Here is a 15788-nt window from a genome sequence, read left to right as displayed (position 1 = left end):
CCACTAGTTGGCCGTCCAGCCCCCGTCGAGCGCGATCGACGCGCCCGTGATGAAGGCCGCCGGCGGCGCGCAGAGGTACGCCAACAGCTCGGCCACCTCCTCCGGCTCGATCAGCCGCTTGATGGCGGCACGGGCCAGCATGACCTTCTCGATCACCTCGGCCTCGCCGATGCCGTGGCTGGCCGCCTGGTCGGCGATCTGGCTCTCCACAAGCGCGGTCCGCACGTACGCCGGGTTGATGCAGTTGGCGGTCACCCCGTGCGCGGCGCCCTCGAGCGCCACCACCTTCGACAGCCCCTCCAGGGCGTGCTTCGCCGAGACATAGGCCGCCTTGTAGGGCGAGGCGCGCAGGCCGTGCACCGACGAGATGTTGACGATCCGGCCCCAACCCCGGGCGTACATGTGCGGCAACGCGCGGCGGATCAGCAGGAACGGCGCCTCCACCATCACCCGCTGGATGTACTCGAAGCGCTCGACGGGGAAGTCCTGCAACGGCGCCACATGCTGGAGCCCGGCGTTGTTCACCACGATGTCCACGTCCACGTCGAGCGCGTCCACGGCCGCCGCGTCGGCCAGGTCCACGCCCTCGGCGCGTCCGCCGGCCTGGTCGGCCACCGCCTTGGCCGCCTCCAGGTTGCGGTCCACCACGAGCACCGTGGCGCCGGCCGCGCCCAACCGCAGGGCACACGCCCGCCCGATGCCGCTGCCGCCCCCGGTGACCAGGGCGGTCCGACCAGCGAGGTCGACCTGTACGACGTGGGGGACCGCCACGGGTTCTGCCGTCATGGCGCAAGAAGTTACGAGCTGTGCGCCCGGCGGCACATGGGGCGGCGACACATACTCCGTACCAGTGCTGTGTGGCCCACTCGCCCCCTGTCCGTCGTCAAGATCCGCGCAATATCAGGGATGTTGCTGTCTCTCGCCTGTCGGAGGCAGCAACATCCGGGACGTTGTGTGGATCTTGGGGAGGGGAAGGGGTGAGGGCGTGTCCCGTGGGGCCGGTGGGAAGGGCGACAGTTAGGGTGTCGAACACACGTACTGCTGACGGCTGGGGGAGGGGGCGGCGTGCGGGTGCTGGGGGTCGACCCGGGGTTGACGCGGTGTGGGGTGGGTGTCGTCGAGGGCGTGCCCGGTCGGCCCTGCACGCTCATCGCCTACTACGTGGTCTACACCGACCCGGCCGACGACCTGGCGCTGCGCCTGCTGCACCTGGACCGGTCGCTGACCAAGCTTGTCGCCGAGCACCAGCCGGAGAGCGTCGCCGTCGAGCGGGTGTTCAGCCAGCACAACGTCCGGACGGTGATGGGCACCGCGCAGGCCAGCGGCATCGCCGTGCTGGCGGGAGCGCGGGCGGGGCTGCCGGTGCAGACGTACACGCCCAGCGAGGTGAAGGCGGCGGTGACCGGTTCCGGTCAGGCCGACAAGGCGCAGATGACCGCCATGGTGACCCGGCTGCTGCGGCTGGACGAGCCACCGAAGCCGGCCGACGCCGCCGACGCGCTCGCCCTGGCCATCTGCCACGTGTGGCGCGGCGGCACCCGTTCCAAGCTGGCCGCCGCGGCCGACCGGGCTCGACGAGGAGGAGCACGATGATCGCCAGCGTGCGCGGCACGGTGACCGCGACGGGTCCGGATCTGGCCGTGATCGAGGTCGGCGGTGTCGGCCTGGCCGTGCACTGCGCCCCCGGGACGCTCGCGGAGCTGCGGGTGGGTCAGCCGGCGCGGCTGGCCACCAGCCTGGTGGTCCGGGAGGATTCGCTGACCCTCTACGGTTTCGCCGACGACGACGCCAAGGCGCTGTTCGAGCTGCTGCAGACCGCCAGCGGGGTCGGCCCACGGCTGGCCCAGGCCGTGCTGGCCGTGCACACGCCGGACGCGGTGCGCAAGGCCATCGCGAACGCCGACACCGCCGCGCTGACCCGGGTGCCCGGGATCGGCAAGAAGGGCGCCGAGCGCCTGGTGCTGGAGTTGCGGGACCGGATCGGCCCGGTGTCGATAGGCGCCGACGGGGTGGGCGGCGTGACCGGCGGCGCCTGGCCCGATCAGGTACGGCAGGCGCTCGTCGGTCTGGGCTGGACGGCAGGTCAGGCCGACCAGGCGGTGGCCGCCGTGGCGGAGACCATCGACGGCCCCACCCCGCCCGTGCCGGTCCTGCTCAAGCAGGCCATCCGCCTGCTGGGTCGGACCCGATGACCGCCCGGCCGCGACGGGGGGCGGCACGGTGAGCGATACCGACGGGCTCGTCTCGGCGTACGTCAGTGACGCCGACCGGGACGCGGAGGCGACGGTGCGGCCCCGGCGGCTGGCCGAGTTCATCGCCCAGGACCGGGTGCGCGATCAGCTCGACCTGCTGTTGCAGGGCGCCATGCGGCGGGGGTCGCCCCCGGATCACATCCTGCTCTCCGGGCCACCCGGGCTGGGTAAGACGAGTCTGGCAAACATCGTCGCCGCGGAGCTGGGCGCGGGCATCCGCGTGACAAGCGGCCCGGCGATCGAGCGGTCCGGTGACCTGGCGGCGATCCTGACCAGCCTCGCCGAGGGCGACGTGCTCTTCATCGACGAGATCCACCGGATCGCCAGGCCGGCGGAGGAGTTGCTCTACAGCGCGATGGAGGACTTCCGGGTCGACGTGGTGGTCGGCAAGGGGCCGGGGGCGACGGCGATCCCGCTGGACGTCGAGCCGTTCACCCTTGTCGGCGCGACCACCCGCTCGGGTCTGTTGACCGGGCCCATGCGGGACCGGTTCGGCTTCGTCGCGCACCTCGACTTCTACGCCCCGGCGGATCTGGAGACACTGCTGCACCGTTCGGCGCGCATCCTCGGGGTGCCGATCACCGCAGACGGCGCGGCGGAGATCGCGGGCCGGTCCCGGGGCACCCCCCGGATCGCCAACCGGCTGCTGCGCCGGGTCCGCGACTACGCGGAGGTCCGGGCCGACGGTGTGGTCACCGTGGGCACCGCCCGCAAGGCGTTGACGGTGTACGACGTCGACGCGCTGGGTCTGGACCGGCTGGACCGGGCGGTGCTGACCGCGCTTGTGGACTCGTTCCGGGGCGGCCCGGTCGGGCTGTCCACCCTCGCCGTGGCGGTGGGGGAGCAGCCGGACACCGTCGAGGAGGTCTGCGAGCCGTTCCTGGTGCGCGCCGGTCTGCTGGCCCGTACCCCGCGGGGCCGGGTGGCCACGGAGGCCGCCTGGCGGCACCTGGGGCGTACTCCACCGAATGGTACATTTGGGATGGATGTCCCGTCTGCGCCCGATCTGTTCTCCCTGGACACCGATCAGCCGTGATGTGAACGTGATCTGTGCCGCATTCGGTGTTCTCAGGTGCAGGGATTAGACTTCGCCGCGGTCTGTACAGGATGTGAGAATCCGCCTCCGCTCCGGCACCCTCGTGCCGGGGAGGTGGCCAATGGGAAGGCAGTAACCGTGCAATACCTTGCAGCGGGTGGTGGGGCCGGCGGCTTCACGCCGGTCCTGATGATCGTCCTGCTCTTCGGCGTCATGTACTTCATGATGATCCGTCCGCAGCAGAAGCGCCGCCGCGACGCGGAGGCCATGCAGTCCGGGCTGGGTCCGGGCGACGAGGTCGTCACCATCGGCGGGCTCTACGGCACGGTCACCGGCGTCGAGGACGACGCCGTCCTGCTCGAGATCGCTCCGGGCGTGCAGACCCGCTACGCCCGGCCGGCCATCGCCCGGGTTGTCACCCGCGCGGAGCTGCCGAGCGAGCCGGTCACCGAGGACGCGGACACCGTCAAGGACTGACCCGCCCGCCGGGCGACGGTTCTGGCGTACGGCCAGGCGACCGGCGCTCGGGGCCACCGCGCCCGACGGGGCAGCGGACGCGACGTGAAAACTGGATAGTTGGGTCGACGCCGGGCGTCGGCACCTTCCCGTGACCGTCGGCGTCCCCCGCCGGCGCGTCCGGCCAGCGTGCCGGCATCCCCGTCGGCCAGGTCAGACCCGTTGGCCGGGACCCCCGGCCCGACACTCGCCGCCGCCGCGCGCAGCGGCGCGACCGTACAGGGAGACAGGACAACCGTGGCACCACCTCAGGGACAGATGCGACCCGGCCGGCAGCTCGCCGTGCTCGGGTTCATCTTCGTCGTCCTCTATCTTTTGGTGTTCTTCTCGGGCGGCGCCAGCGGCAGCTTCAGGGACCGGCTGGAGCCCAAGCTCGGCCTGGACCTCATCGGCGGCACCCGGATGACGCTGGAGGCGACCAACAACGTCGACGGCAAGCCACCGACTGCCGAGAACCTCGAGGAGGCCCGGCAGATCATCGAAAACCGGGTCAACGGGCTCGGTGTGGCCGAGGCCGAGGTGGTCACCGAGGGCAACCGGAACATCGTCATCTCCCTGCCCGGTGAGAACCGGAACCTCGACGAGGTGGGCAGCGCCGCCGAGCTGCGCTTCCGCAAGGTGCTCAAGGCCGCCGACGGCAGCGGGACGGCCGCGCCGCCGGCCGCCACGGCGGCCCCGCCGGGCAGCGTCACCCCGTCCGGCGCTGCCTCGGCGCCCGCGTCGGGCAGCGCCGCGCCGAAGGTGAGCGCGTCGGCCAGCGGCGGGCAGGGCGGAATGGCGCCCGCGCCGTCCGCCAGCGCCACGCCGACCCCGTCAGCTCCGGCCTCGGCTCCGGCGAGTGCCGCCGCGCCGTCCGCCAGCGCCGCGCCGGTGCCGGCGGGCGTCGAGGAGCAGCGCAAGGCCGTCGAGCAGAAGGTCGGCGCCGCCGCCTGGCAGGCCGCCAGCGGTCTGCAGGCCCCCGCCGACCTGAGCGCCGACCCGTCGCTTGGCGACAAGCTGAAGCCGTTCAGCGCGCTGTCGCCGCAGGAGGTCGCCATACTGCCGGCGCAGATGCAGTTCAACGTGCCGACGATCGGCTGCGCGCAGCTCGACAAGCGTCCCCCGGCGTCGATCTCCGACCCCAAGCAGCAGGTCGTGTCCTGCGAGGGCGGCGCCTCGAAGTACCTGCTCGACAAGGCCAAGGTCGAGGGTACCGACGTGGACGACGCCGACGCGGTGCTCGACCAGACCAACGCCTGGGTGGTCAGCCTCGACTTCACGGGTGACGGCCAGTCCAAGTGGACCGCGTTGACCCGCGAGGCGTTCACCAACGAGGGCCAGGCCTGCGACGCGAGCGCTCTCGGTCAGGACGGCAAGTGCCGCGTGGCAGTCGTGCTGGACAACGAGATCGTCTCCTCCCCGGAGATCCAGGCCGTCCTGACCGGCAACTCCCAGATCACCGGCAGCTTCAACCAGAAGGACGCCAGCGCGCTCGCCGGCCAGCTCCGCTACGGAGCGCTGCCGGTGACCTTCAAGGCACAGGAGTCGCAGAACATCACGGCGACCCTGGGCGCGAGCCACCTGCGGGCCGGTCTGCTCGCGGCAGGCATCGGCATGCTGCTTGTCATCATCTACGCGTTCTTCTACTACCGGTTGCTCGGCTCGGTGATCTTCCTGAGCCTGATCCTGTCCGCGCTGCTCGTCTTCGGCGCACTTGTGGTGCTCGGCCGGCAGATCGGCTTCACGCTCACCCTCGCCGGCATCGCCGGCATGATCGTCTCGCTAGGTGTGGCGGCGGACTCGTTCGTCATCTACTTCGAACGACTCAAGGACGAGATCCGGGAGGGGCGCAGCCCGCGCAGCGCGGTGCCCCGCGCCTGGGTCCGCGCCCGTCGGACGATCATCTCGGCCAACGCGATCACCCTGCTCTCCGCGGTGGTGCTCTACGTGGTCTCGGTCGGGACGGTCAAGGGCTTCGCGTTCGCCCTCGGCCTGGCCACGGTGCTGGACCTGGTCGTGGTCTTCCTCTTCCGGCACCCGATCATGACGATGTTCGCCCGGACCCGGGCGTTCCTGTCCCCGCGGGTCAGCGGCCTGGGCCGGGCCCTTCCGGCCCGCAGCCAGCAGGCTCAGTCCCGCAACCCGCGCGCCAAGGAGGCCTGAGATGGCTCAGAACGGTTTGGCGAGCCGCCTCTACAACGGCGAGGCCGGTCTCAACGTCGTCGGTCGTCGCAAGCTCTGGTTCGGCGTCGCCGGGGTCCTGATCCTGATCGCGATCCTGAGCGTCTCGATCCGCGGGTTCAGCCTGGGCATCGAGTTCGCCGGCGGCAACTCGTTCCAGGTGCCGGCAAGCGTCGGCACCATGGACAGGGCCGAGGAGCAGGTCAACGCGGCGCTCGCGGCCGAGGGCGGTGGCACCGAGGTGGTGACCGCGCAGAAGGTGGGTGGCGACACCTACGAGCTGCGTACCGGTCAGCTCAGCGCGGAGCAGGCCACCGCGGTCAAGGCCGACATCGCCAAGCGGTTCGGCATCGACGCGGGCCAGATCAGCGACAACCAGGTCAGCGAGGCGTGGGGCAGCCAGGTCACCTCGCGGGCCGTGCTCGGTCTGGTCATCTTCATCGCGCTGGTGATGGTCTACCTGATCCTGCGCTTCGAGTGGCGGATGGCTGTCGCCGCGGTGGCGTCGCTGTTCACGAACCTCATCCTCACCGCCGGCATCTACTCGCTTGTCGGCTTCGAGGTCACGCCGTCGACGATCATCGGCTTCCTCACGATCCTGGGCTTCGCGCTCTACGACGTGGTGGTGGTCTTCGACAAGGTGCAGGAGAACACCCGCGGCATCACGGCCAACAACAACATGACGTACGGGGAGGCGGCCAACCTGGCCGTCAACCAGAGCCTCATGCGGTCGCTGAACACCTCGGTGGTGGCCCTGCTGCCCGTCGGTGGTCTGCTCTTCATCGGCGCCGGTCTGCTCGGCGCCGGCACGCTGAAGGACCTCGGTCTGGTGCTGTTCGTCGGTATGGCGGTGGCGTTCCTGACCTCCATCCTGGTGGCGACGCCGCTGCTGGCGCTGTTGAAGAACTACGACCCCCGCATCCAGGCGCACAACAAGCGGGTGCAGGCCCGCCGTGGCGCGCTGGGCCGTGGCGAGGTCGCCGGCAAGGGCGCCCCGACCCCGGTCGAGGGCGAGGCGGCCGACACGCCGCTCGATCCCGACTCCGCCGCGCTGGCCGGCGTCGCCCCGAAGGTGGGCGCACGACCGGCGGGCAAGCGGCCGACCGGCGCCCGGGGTGGTCGCCCCGGCGGCGGCGGTAACCGGCCGGGTGGCGCCAAGCGGCGCTGATCGACCCCGGGGTCGACCCGGGAGGAAACGCCCGAACGGCGTCCGGCATGCTGTGCGAGCAGCATGCCGGACGCCGTCGTCGTTGGAAGGGAAGCGGATCAGCCGTGACGGAGACCCACAGCACCGCGGCGCGCGGGGACAGCGGCCCGGAGGCCGCCCGGTTGGTGGCCAGCCGGGTGCTGGACGTGCCGGACTTCCCCAGGCCCGGTGTCCTGTTCAAGGACCTGATGCCGCTGTTCGCCGACGGGAAGGCGTTCCGCGAGGTGGTCGACGGGATCGTCGCGTACCACGGGCGGGACGGCTTCGACGTGGTGGTGGGCATCGAGGCACGCGGCTTCGTCGTCGCGGCGGCTGTCGCGTACGCGGCCGGAGTGGGCGTGGTGCCGGTGCGCAAGGCCGGCAAGCTGCCCCGCCCGGCGCACTCGGTGTCGTACGCCCTCGAGTACGGCGAGGCCACCCTGGAGGTGCACGAGGACGCCTTCACCGCCGGCCACCGCGTGCTCGTCGTCGACGACGTGTTGGCCACGGGCGGCACCGCCGAGGCGACGCTCGACCTCGTCGAGCGGGCCGGCGGGACTGTCACGGGCTTCACCGTGCTGCTGGAGATCGGCTTCCTGGGAGCGCGTGAACGGCTCGCGCCACGTCCGGTCCATGCCCTGCTGACCGTTTGATCCCGGCCTGCCGGGCGGAGGTCACGCCGACCGTCCGGCGGAGCGGCACCCGACCGTCCGTGCGGGTAGCATTGCCCTTTGCTGACGCCGGCGGTACACCGTCCGGCGACGCGAGACCAGGCCGGCCGATGTTCGGCAGGTGTGTTTCCGGCGAGCGGTGAGGAGGCCGGTGTCCCACGATGTCGTCCCTCCGGCGGAGGGCACGGTGCACCCGACAGGCGACGCTGACGGCTCGGTGACCGACCGGAACGGCGACGAGCCGGCCCGGGTGACGGGCACCGACAACGGCTCCGGCGGGGCTCCTGCCGACGGCACGGCGGTTCCGGCCGGGGTCACGGCGAGCGCCACCACCACCGAGGCGTCCCCGGGCGCCGACGGGGTCGTGGTTCCGTTCCCGACCGACGCCGGTGTCGACCCGTCGCCGAGTGGCGGGTTCGCGCTGTCCAACGCGCCCACCGGTCGGCGGGTGCGGGCCAGGCTGGCCCGGTTCAACGCGCCCTGGCAGACCTCCCAGGTCAGCGAGGTCCTGGAGCCGCTGATCGCGAGCCACCGGGACAACCACCCGAAGGCCGACGCGCGGCTGCTGCAGCGCGCCTTCGACACGGCCGCGCGGTGGCACTCGGGGCAGTACCGCAAGTCCGGCGACCCGTACATCACCCACCCGCTCGCCGTCGCCACCATCCTGGGCAACCTGGGAATGGACACCACCACGCTCGTCGCCGCGCTGCTGCACGACACCATCGAGGACACCGAGTACACCCTCGACGCGATGCGCGCCGACTTCGGTGGCGAGGTCGCCCTGCTTGTCGACGGCGTCACGAAGCTGGACAAGGTCAAGCTGGGCGACGCGGCCAAGGCCGAGACGATCCGCAAGATGGTCGTGGCCATGGCCAAGGACCCGCGGGTGCTGGTGATCAAGCTGGCCGACCGGCTGCACAACATGCGGACGTTGACCTTCCTGCCCCGCCCCAAGCAGGAGCAGAAGGCCAAGGAGACGCTGGAGATCCTGGCGCCCCTCGCCCACCGGCTCGGCATGAACACGATCAAGTGGGAGCTGGAGGACCTGTCCTTCGGCACCCTGTTCCCGAAGCGCTACGAGGAGATCAACCGGCTGATCGGGGAGCACCAGCCGCAGCGGGAGTCGCTGCTGCGGCAGGTGACGCAGAAGGTAGGCACCGACCTGAAGGCCGCCAAGATCAAGGCGGAGACGACGGGTCGGCCGAAGCACCTCTACTCGATCTACCAGAAGATGATCGTGCGGGGTCGCGACTTCAACGACATCTACGACCTGGTCGGCGTCCGGATCCTTGTCGACACCGTGCGGGACTGCTACGCGGCGCTGGGTGTGATCCACGCCAACTGGCAGCCGGTGCCGGGGCGGTTCAAGGACTACATCGCCATGCCCAAGTTCAACATGTACCAGTCGTTGCACACGACTGTCATCGGGCCCACCGGCAAGCCCGTGGAGATGCAGATCCGCACGTACGCGATGCACCGCACCGCCGAGTTCGGCATCGCCGCGCACTGGAAGTACAAGGAGCACAAGGGCACCCAGATCGTCGGCCCGCCCGCGCACATCGACGAGATGACCTGGCTGCGGCAGTTGCTGGACTGGCAGCGGGAGGCGGCCGACCCGAGCGAGTTCCTGGACGCGCTGCGCTTCGACCTGTCCAGCCAGGAGGTGTACGTCTTCACCCCCAAGGGTGACGTCATCCCGCTGCCGACCGGGTCGACGCCAGTGGACTTCGCGTACGCGGTGCACACCGAGGTCGGGCACAAGTGCATCGGGGCGCGGGTCAACGGCAAGCTCGTGCCCCTGGAGTCGACGCTGTCCAACGGCGACGTGATCGAGATCTTCACGTCGAAGTCCGAGACCGCCGGCCCCACGCAGGACTGGCTGGGCTTCGTCAAGAGCCCGCGTGCCCGGACGAAGATCCGCCAGTACTTCAACAAGGAGCGGCGCGAGGAGGCGATCGAGGCCGGCAAGGACGCGATCGTCAAGGCGATGCGCAAGCAGGGCATGCCCCTGCAGCGGATGCTCACCTCCGACGCGCTCATGTCGATCGCCCGGGACCTGCACCTCGCCGACGTGGCGTCGCTGTACGCGGCGGTCGGCGACAGTCAGGTGTCCGCGCAGTCGGTGGTGCAGAAGCTGATGGCCGCGTACGGCGGCGAGGAGGGCGCGGCGGAGGACATCGCCGAGACCGCCGTCGCCACCCGGCCGCCACGCAGCCGGCAGAGCAGCAGCGACCCTGGCGTGGTGGTCCGCGGCGTCAGCGACGTCTGGATCAAGCTGGCCCGCTGCTGCACCCCGGTCCCACCGGACTCGGTGTTCGGCTTCGTCACCCGCTCCGGCGGGGTGAGCGTGCACCGCGACGACTGCGCCAACGCCGAGGACCTGCGGGCGCAGGCCGAGCGGGTCGTCGAGGTGAGCTGGAAGCTCACGTCCGCCTCCACGTTCCTGGTGGCGATCCAGGTCGAGGCACTGGACCGGCACAAGCTGCTCGCCGACGTCACCCGGGTGCTCTCCGACGAGCGGGTCAACATCCTCTCCGCGACTGTCACCACCACCCGCGACCGGGTGGCGGTGAGCCGGTTCAGCTTCGAGATGGCCGACCCGAAGCACCTGGGCCACCTGCTGGCCACCGTCCGCAAGGTCGACGGGGTCTTCGACGCGTACCGGGTCACCTCGGGCGCCTGAGCCCCCGTACCCCGGACACGGAAGCGCCCGCCGGCTCAGCCGGCGGGCGCTTCGTCGTCTCCTGGGGCGTCAGCCCTGCGGCGCGCTCATCGTGAGGTCGGTGATCACGACCTCCTTCTTCGGGTGGCCGCCACCGGCCTGCTTGGCGTACGCCCCGTCGTCGCCGGCCTTGGCCACGTCCTTGACGATGTCCATGCCGCCGGTGACGGTGCCCAGCACCGTGTACGTCGGGTCCAGCGGCGAGTCGCCGTAGACGATGAAGAACTGGCTGCCGGTGCTGCCGGGCTGGCCGGAGTTGGCCATCGCGATGACGCCCTCCGGGTACGGCGGGCGCTTGTCGGTGGGCAGGTTCTCCTCGGGCAACCGGAAGCTCGGGCCGCCGGTGCCGTCGGTGTCCCGCCAGCCCTTGCCGGTGGCGCTCGGGTCACCGCACTGCAACACCTTGATGCCCTCGGTCACCAGGCGGTGGCACTTGCTGTTGTCGAAGAAGTTCTTCTCCGCGAGGAGCGAGAAGGCTCCCGCCGTGCAGGGCACCTTCGACCTGTCGACCTTGGCCGTGATCGGGCCGAGGTTTGTGGTGATCGTCATGGTCTGCACGCCGGTCGCGGACTGCTGGTTGCTCGGGACCCCGACGTCCTTGATCTGCGGGGGCCGCTGGTCGGCGGGCATCGCGTTGTAGACGCACTCGGACGCGCCGGGCGCCGACGCGGCGTTGTCGGCCTTGTCGTCGTCGCCGCCGAGGGTCGTGGCCAGCCAGACGGTGCCGGCGACCACGAGCACCAGCACGGCTGCCGCGCCGACGATCGCCTGCGTCTGGCGGCGCTTGCGGGCCTTGGCCGAGCGCTCGGCCATCTCCTTCTCGAGTCGGGCGCGTGCCGCCGCGCGCTGCCGCTCTCTGGTGGACGTCACGCCTGGATCCTCCTGGCTGTTTGCTGCGGGGTGCCGCTCGGGTGGGGTGGGGCGACCGGTCAGCCGGCGCTCGGGCTGCTGGCCGGTGCGCCGGACGTGGCCGGTGCCGCGCCGGTGACCGGCTCGCCGACCGTGAGGCTCTGGATCACCACGTCGGTCTTGGGCTTGACCTTGGCCCCGGTCCCATTGTCCACGGTCGGCTGGGCGCCGATCTTCTCCACCACGTCGAGCCCGCCGGTCACCTTGCCGATCACCGGGTACTTCGGGTCCGTGGTCGTGAAGTCCTTGAAGAAGATCAGGAACTGGCTGCCGTTGGAGCCCGGCGGGTTGGAGATCATCGCCACGGTCCCCTTGGGGTACGTCGGCGGCTGACCGGGCGCCGGGGTGGCCGACGGCGAGGCCGACGGCACGCTGGGCAGGTCCTCGTCGTAGAACGAGTAGGTCGGCCCGCCGAGCCCGGTGCCGCTGGGGTCACCGCAGCGCAGCGCGCCGTCGGCGGTGATCTCGTGGCACTTGGTGTTGTCGTAGAACGACCGGCTCGCCAGGTGGGCGATGCTCGCCGCGGCGCACGGGGAGTTGGCCAGGTTCAGCTCGGCGGTGATCGGCGCACCCTGGTTGGTGGTGACGGTCATCGCCCGGGTGCCGTCGGTCGGCAGGTCCTTGGTCGCCGGCGTGCCGACGTCCTTCAGGTTGGTGTTGGCGCTCGCGTCCTGCGGCGTCCAGAGGCAGGTGTCCCCGGCGGCCGTGTCCTTCTTCGGGTCGGAGTCGAACGCGCCGAGCGCCCAGGCCGAGCCGGCCACGATCACCGCGAGGACCAGGAAGGCGCCGACACCGGCCTGGATCTGCCGGCGACGCCGCGTGGCGGCGGCCCGGCGAGCCAATTGCCGGTCGAGCTTGGCCCGCGCCAGTTTGCGCTGCCGGTCCCTGCTGGAAGCCACAGGTGCTCCCCTTTCCTCTGCCTGGTCGTCACCGGCGGCCGGGTACCCCGGCCCGTCCGGGCGTCGCGTGTGCCACGCCACACGCCCGCCAGAGTGTACGGCTAGTGACTGGGAATGTGGTGTACGAGGTCCACCCCGCCGTCAGCAGCCCATATCGTGCGATGTCACTGTGTCGGATGGGGCCTCGGGGGCGGACGCGGCAAACCCCTCGCGCCGCCGGTTAGGCTGCTGGGCAGGACGACAGCTCGACGGAGAGGACAGCGCCCGTGCTCGTGGCCGGCTTTCCCGCGGACGCCTTCGGCACCAACTGCTATGTGGTCGCCACCGCGCCGGGGGAGCAGTGCGTGGTGGTCGATCCCGGCATCGGGGTGCTCGACCAGCTCGACGCGCTGCTCGCCGAGCACCGCCTGCATCCGGCCGCCGTGCTGCTCACTCACGGCCACCTGGACCACACGTTCTCGGTGGCGCCGGTCTGCGGTGCGCGCGGGATCACCGCGTACGTGCACCCCGGTGACCGGGAGATGCTCGCCGACCCGGCCAAGGGCCTGTCGGCCGACCTGACCTCGCTCTTCGGTGGTCGGCTGACCTACACCGAGCCGGAGGACGTGGCCGAGCTGACCGACGGCGCCACCCTCACGCTCGCCGGCCTGGAGATCGCCGTCGACCACGCCCCGGGCCATACCGGCGGGTCGGTGCTGTTCCGGCTTCCCGGCGCCGGGTCGGGCTGGGAGGCGGACGAGATCTGCCTCTCCGGCGACGTCCTCTTCGCCGGCTCGATCGGCCGCACCGACCTGCCCGGCGGCAGCATGCCGGCGATGCTCACCAGCCTGCGCGACAAGATCCTCCCGCTGGCCGACGACACGGTCGTGCTGCCCGGCCACGGCCCCGGCACCACAATCGGCCGCGAGCGCGTCAGCAACCCGTACCTCATCGAGGTGGCCGGCACGACGCCTGCCGCTCCCACCCGGGGCCTCTAGATCTTTCGTCCGCGCCGCGCGCGGACCCACGACACCGCCGCGCCGCGGGCGCGGGATCGCAAGGAGTACGCCGATGAGCAAGCCCACGCCCATCTCCGGTTTCCCGGAGTGGACCCCAGGTCAGCGGATGATCGAGCAGTTCGTGCTCGACAAGATCCGGGACACCTTCGAGCTGTACGGGTTCGCGCCGCTGGAGACCCGTGCCGTGGAGCCGCTGGACCAACTGCTGCGCAAGGGTGAGACCTCCAAGGAGGTCTACGTGATCCGGCGGCTGCACGCCGACGCCGATGCCGCCGGCGGCGACGACCAGCTCGGCCTGCACTTCGACCTGACCGTGCCGTTCGCCCGCTACGTGTTGGAGAACGCCGGCAAGCTGACCTTCCCGTTCCGCCGCTACCAGATCCAGAAGGTGTGGCGGGGCGAGCGGCCGCAGGAGGGGCGCTACCGGGAGTTCGTCCAGGCCGACATCGACATCATCGACCGGGACACCCTGGCCCCGCACCACGAGGCGGAGATGCCCCTCGTGATCGGGGACGCGCTGCGCGCCCTGCCGATCCCGCCGGTGACCATCCAGGTCAACAACCGCAAGATCTGGGAGGGCTTCTTCCGGGGCATCGGCGTGACCGACCCGGAGGCGGCGCTGCGCACCGTCGACAAGCTCGACAAGATCGGCCCGGCGAAGGTGGCCGAGCTGCTGGCCGAGACCGCCGGGGCGAGCGAGGCACAGGCCAAGGCGTGCCTGGCGCTGGCCGAGATCTCCGCGCCGGACGCCTCCTTCGCCGACGCCGTACGCGCGCTCGGGGTCAACGACCCGCTGCTGGACGAGGGCATCGACGAGCTGGTCCGGGTGGTGGAGACCGCCGCCGAGCACGCTCCGGGCCTCTGCGTCGCCGACCTGCGCATCGCCCGTGGCCTGGACTACTACACCGGCACCGTCTACGAGACCCAGCTACGCGGGTACGAGCGGTTCGGGTCGATCTGCTCGGGCGGCCGCTACGACAACCTGGCAAGCGCCGGCACGACCTCGTACCCCGGGGTGGGCATCTCGATCGGCGTGACGCGGCTGCTCGGGCTGCTCTTCGGCGCGGGGGAGCTGTCGGTCTCCCGTTCGGTGCCCACCTGTGTCCTGGTGGCCCTGGCCGACGAGGAGCACCGCCCGGCCAGTGGCCGGATCGCGTCGGCGCTGCGCCGGCGGGGCATCGCCACCGAGGTGTCGCCGAGCGCGGCGAAGTTCGGCAAGCAGATCCGCTACGCGGAGCGGCGGGGCATCCCGTACGTCTGGTTCCCGGGGGCCGACGGCGCGCCGGACGAGGTGAAGGACATCCGCTCGGGTGCGCAGGTCACGGCCGACGCCGAGGAGTGGGCGCCACCCCGGGAGGACCTGAAGCCGGCGATCTCCTGAGTGTCACGACTGGCGCGGACGGCCGCGGGGACCTACGGTAGCGTAAGTTACGCCACCGTAGGGAGTTACTCGTGACCGTGAGCACCACAATGAGCCAGACCGCCCTGCTCGTCGAGCTGGAGCCGGTCGTCGCGCGCAACCTGGACCGCCACCTCTCGCTGGCGAAGGAGTGGTTCCCGCACGAGTACGTGCCGTGGAGCGAGGGTCGCACGTTCGACGGGCCGCTCGGCGGTACGGCGTGGTCGCCTACCGACTCCACGATCCCGGACGTCGCCCGCACCGCGCTCATCGTGAACCTGCTGACCGAGGACAACCTGCCCTCGTACCACCACGAGATCGCCACCCTGTTCGGCCGCGACGGCGCGTGGGGCACGTGGGTGCACCGGTGGACCGCGGAGGAGGGTCGGCACGGCACGGCGATCCGCGACTACCTGACCGTCACCCGGGCGGTGGACCCGGTGGCGCTGGAGCGCGCCCGGATGACCCACATGTCCGCGGGCTACGTCAACGTGCACGACGACGAGGTGCTGCACTCGCTGGCGTACGTCTCGTTCCAGGAGCTGGCCACCCGGATCTCGCACCGCAACACCGGCAAGGCCACCGGCGACCCCGCCTGTGAGGCGCTGCTGGCCCGGGTCGCCGCGGACGAGAACCTGCACATGGTCTTCTACCGCAACCTGCTCGCCGCCGCCTTCGAGCTGGCCCCGAGCCAGGCCATGCGGGCCGTCGCCGACGTGGTGGCCAACTTCGAGATGCCGGGCAACGGCATCGACGGCTTCGCCCGCAAGTCGGTGGCGATCGCCCTCGCCGGCATCTACGACCTGCGCCAGCACCGCGACGAGGTGTTGCAGCCGGTGCTGCGCCAGTGGGACGTCTTCAACGTGACAGGCCTGAACGCCGACGGCGAAGCCGCCCGCGAACAACTGGCAGCCCAGCTCGACGCGCTGGAGAACGCGGCGGCCCGCTTCGAGGAGAAGCGCGACGCCCGAGCAGCCCGCCTAGCCCTCCGCTAACCCCCCACCCCCACCCCACCCCCCTTTCGGGTTGATCAAGAAGTT

At 71.2% G+C, this 15788-nt stretch carries 14 protein-coding genes; 11 read left to right on the top strand and 3 right to left on the bottom strand.

Features of this window, described 5'->3' with window-relative positions; all coding sequences use genetic code 11:
- Positions 1-3: 3 nt before the first annotated feature.
- Positions 4-786, bottom strand: a complete 783-nt coding sequence (locus OOJ91_RS28720; protein ID WP_266249978.1) for a 3-hydroxybutyrate dehydrogenase — start codon at positions 784-786, stop codon at positions 4-6.
- 279 nt (positions 787-1065) lie between these two features.
- On the opposite strand from OOJ91_RS28720, the gene ruvC reads away from it, so the two are divergent.
- The 8 genes from ruvC (at position 1066) to OOJ91_RS28680 (ending at position 10504) form a co-directional block, all read left to right on the top strand.
- Positions 1066-1593 (top strand): crossover junction endodeoxyribonuclease RuvC, encoded by a 528-nt coding sequence (ruvC, locus tag OOJ91_RS28715; protein WP_266249977.1) that lies wholly within the window; start codon positions 1066-1068, stop codon positions 1591-1593.
- Positions 1590-2192 (top strand): Holliday junction branch migration protein RuvA, encoded by a 603-nt coding sequence (ruvA, locus tag OOJ91_RS28710; protein WP_266249976.1) that lies wholly within the window; start codon positions 1590-1592, stop codon positions 2190-2192. The genes ruvC and ruvA overlap by 4 nt, the downstream gene beginning before the upstream one ends.
- Positions 2193-2220: 28 nt before the next feature.
- Complete coding sequence (gene ruvB / locus OOJ91_RS28705) at positions 2221-3288, top strand: Holliday junction branch migration DNA helicase RuvB (RefSeq protein WP_266249975.1); 1068 nt, start codon at positions 2221-2223, stop codon at positions 3286-3288.
- 138 nt (positions 3289-3426) lie between these two features.
- Entirely contained in the window at positions 3427-3765 is a 339-nt protein-coding gene (gene yajC, locus OOJ91_RS28700; RefSeq protein ID WP_266249974.1) for a preprotein translocase subunit YajC, read from the top strand.
- 276 nt (positions 3766-4041) lie between these two features.
- A complete protein-coding gene (gene secD / locus OOJ91_RS28695; RefSeq protein WP_266249973.1) occupies positions 4042-5946 on the top strand; it encodes a protein translocase subunit SecD in 1905 nt (634 codons plus the stop codon).
- 1 nt (position 5947) lies between these two features.
- On the top strand, positions 5948-7132 hold the full coding sequence (secF, locus tag OOJ91_RS28690; RefSeq protein WP_266249972.1) for a protein translocase subunit SecF: 1185 nt from the start codon (positions 5948-5950) through the stop codon (positions 7130-7132).
- Positions 7133-7236: 104 nt separating this feature from the next.
- Entirely contained in the window at positions 7237-7803 is a 567-nt protein-coding gene (locus tag OOJ91_RS28685; RefSeq protein WP_266249971.1) for an adenine phosphoribosyltransferase, read from the top strand.
- A 169-nt stretch (positions 7804-7972) separates the two neighbouring features.
- Positions 7973-10504: a RelA/SpoT family protein gene (locus OOJ91_RS28680; protein ID WP_266249970.1), complete on the top strand. Its 2532-nt coding sequence runs from the start codon at positions 7973-7975 to the stop codon at positions 10502-10504.
- 69 nt (positions 10505-10573) lie between these two features.
- Here the strand turns inward: OOJ91_RS28680 and OOJ91_RS28675 are convergent, their stop codons facing one another.
- Positions 10574-11413: a peptidylprolyl isomerase gene (locus tag OOJ91_RS28675; RefSeq protein WP_266249969.1), complete on the bottom strand. Its 840-nt coding sequence runs from the start codon at positions 11411-11413 to the stop codon at positions 10574-10576.
- A 59-nt stretch (positions 11414-11472) separates the two neighbouring features.
- Positions 11473-12351: a peptidylprolyl isomerase gene (locus tag OOJ91_RS28670; RefSeq protein WP_266249968.1), complete on the bottom strand. Its 879-nt coding sequence runs from the start codon at positions 12349-12351 to the stop codon at positions 11473-11475.
- A gap of 266 nt (positions 12352-12617) precedes the next feature.
- On the opposite strand from OOJ91_RS28670, the gene OOJ91_RS28665 reads away from it, so the two are divergent.
- The 3 genes from OOJ91_RS28665 to OOJ91_RS28655 all read left to right on the top strand — a co-directional run bounded on the left by OOJ91_RS28665 (position 12618) and on the right by OOJ91_RS28655 (position 15743).
- On the top strand, positions 12618-13328 hold the full coding sequence (locus OOJ91_RS28665) for an MBL fold metallo-hydrolase (protein WP_266249967.1): 711 nt from the start codon (positions 12618-12620) through the stop codon (positions 13326-13328).
- A gap of 73 nt (positions 13329-13401) precedes the next feature.
- Positions 13402-14730 carry a histidine--tRNA ligase gene (hisS, locus tag OOJ91_RS28660; RefSeq protein WP_266249966.1) on the top strand — a complete coding sequence of 443 codons (1329 nt, stop codon included), beginning with the start codon at positions 13402-13404 and terminating at the stop codon, positions 14728-14730.
- An 89-nt stretch (positions 14731-14819) separates the two neighbouring features.
- Complete coding sequence (locus OOJ91_RS28655; RefSeq protein ID WP_266251458.1) at positions 14820-15743, top strand: acyl-ACP desaturase; 924 nt, start codon at positions 14820-14822, stop codon at positions 15741-15743.
- The last annotated feature ends 45 nt before the right edge of the window (positions 15744-15788 follow it).

The sequence above is a fragment of the Micromonospora lupini genome (assembly GCF_026342015.1).
GTDB lineage: Bacteria > Actinomycetota > Actinomycetes > Mycobacteriales > Micromonosporaceae > Micromonospora > Micromonospora lupini_B.
This window is presented reverse-complemented; position numbering and strand designations above follow the sequence as displayed.

What these genes read in the sequence shown, in the direction of transcription:
- OOJ91_RS28720 (WP_266249978.1), bottom strand. Translation starts at nt 786, where the DNA reads ATGACGGCAGAACCCGTGGCGGTCCCCCACGTCGTACAGGTCGACCTC.
- ruvA (WP_266249976.1), top strand. Translation starts at nt 1,590, where the DNA reads ATGATCGCCAGCGTGCGCGGCACGGTGACCGCGACGGGTCCGGATCTG.
- secF (WP_266249972.1), top strand. Translation starts at nt 5,948, where the DNA reads ATGGCTCAGAACGGTTTGGCGAGCCGCCTCTACAACGGCGAGGCCGGT.
- hisS (WP_266249966.1), top strand. Translation starts at nt 13,402, where the DNA reads ATGAGCAAGCCCACGCCCATCTCCGGTTTCCCGGAGTGGACCCCAGGT.
- OOJ91_RS28655 (WP_266251458.1), top strand. Translation starts at nt 14,820, where the DNA reads ATGAGCCAGACCGCCCTGCTCGTCGAGCTGGAGCCGGTCGTCGCGCGC.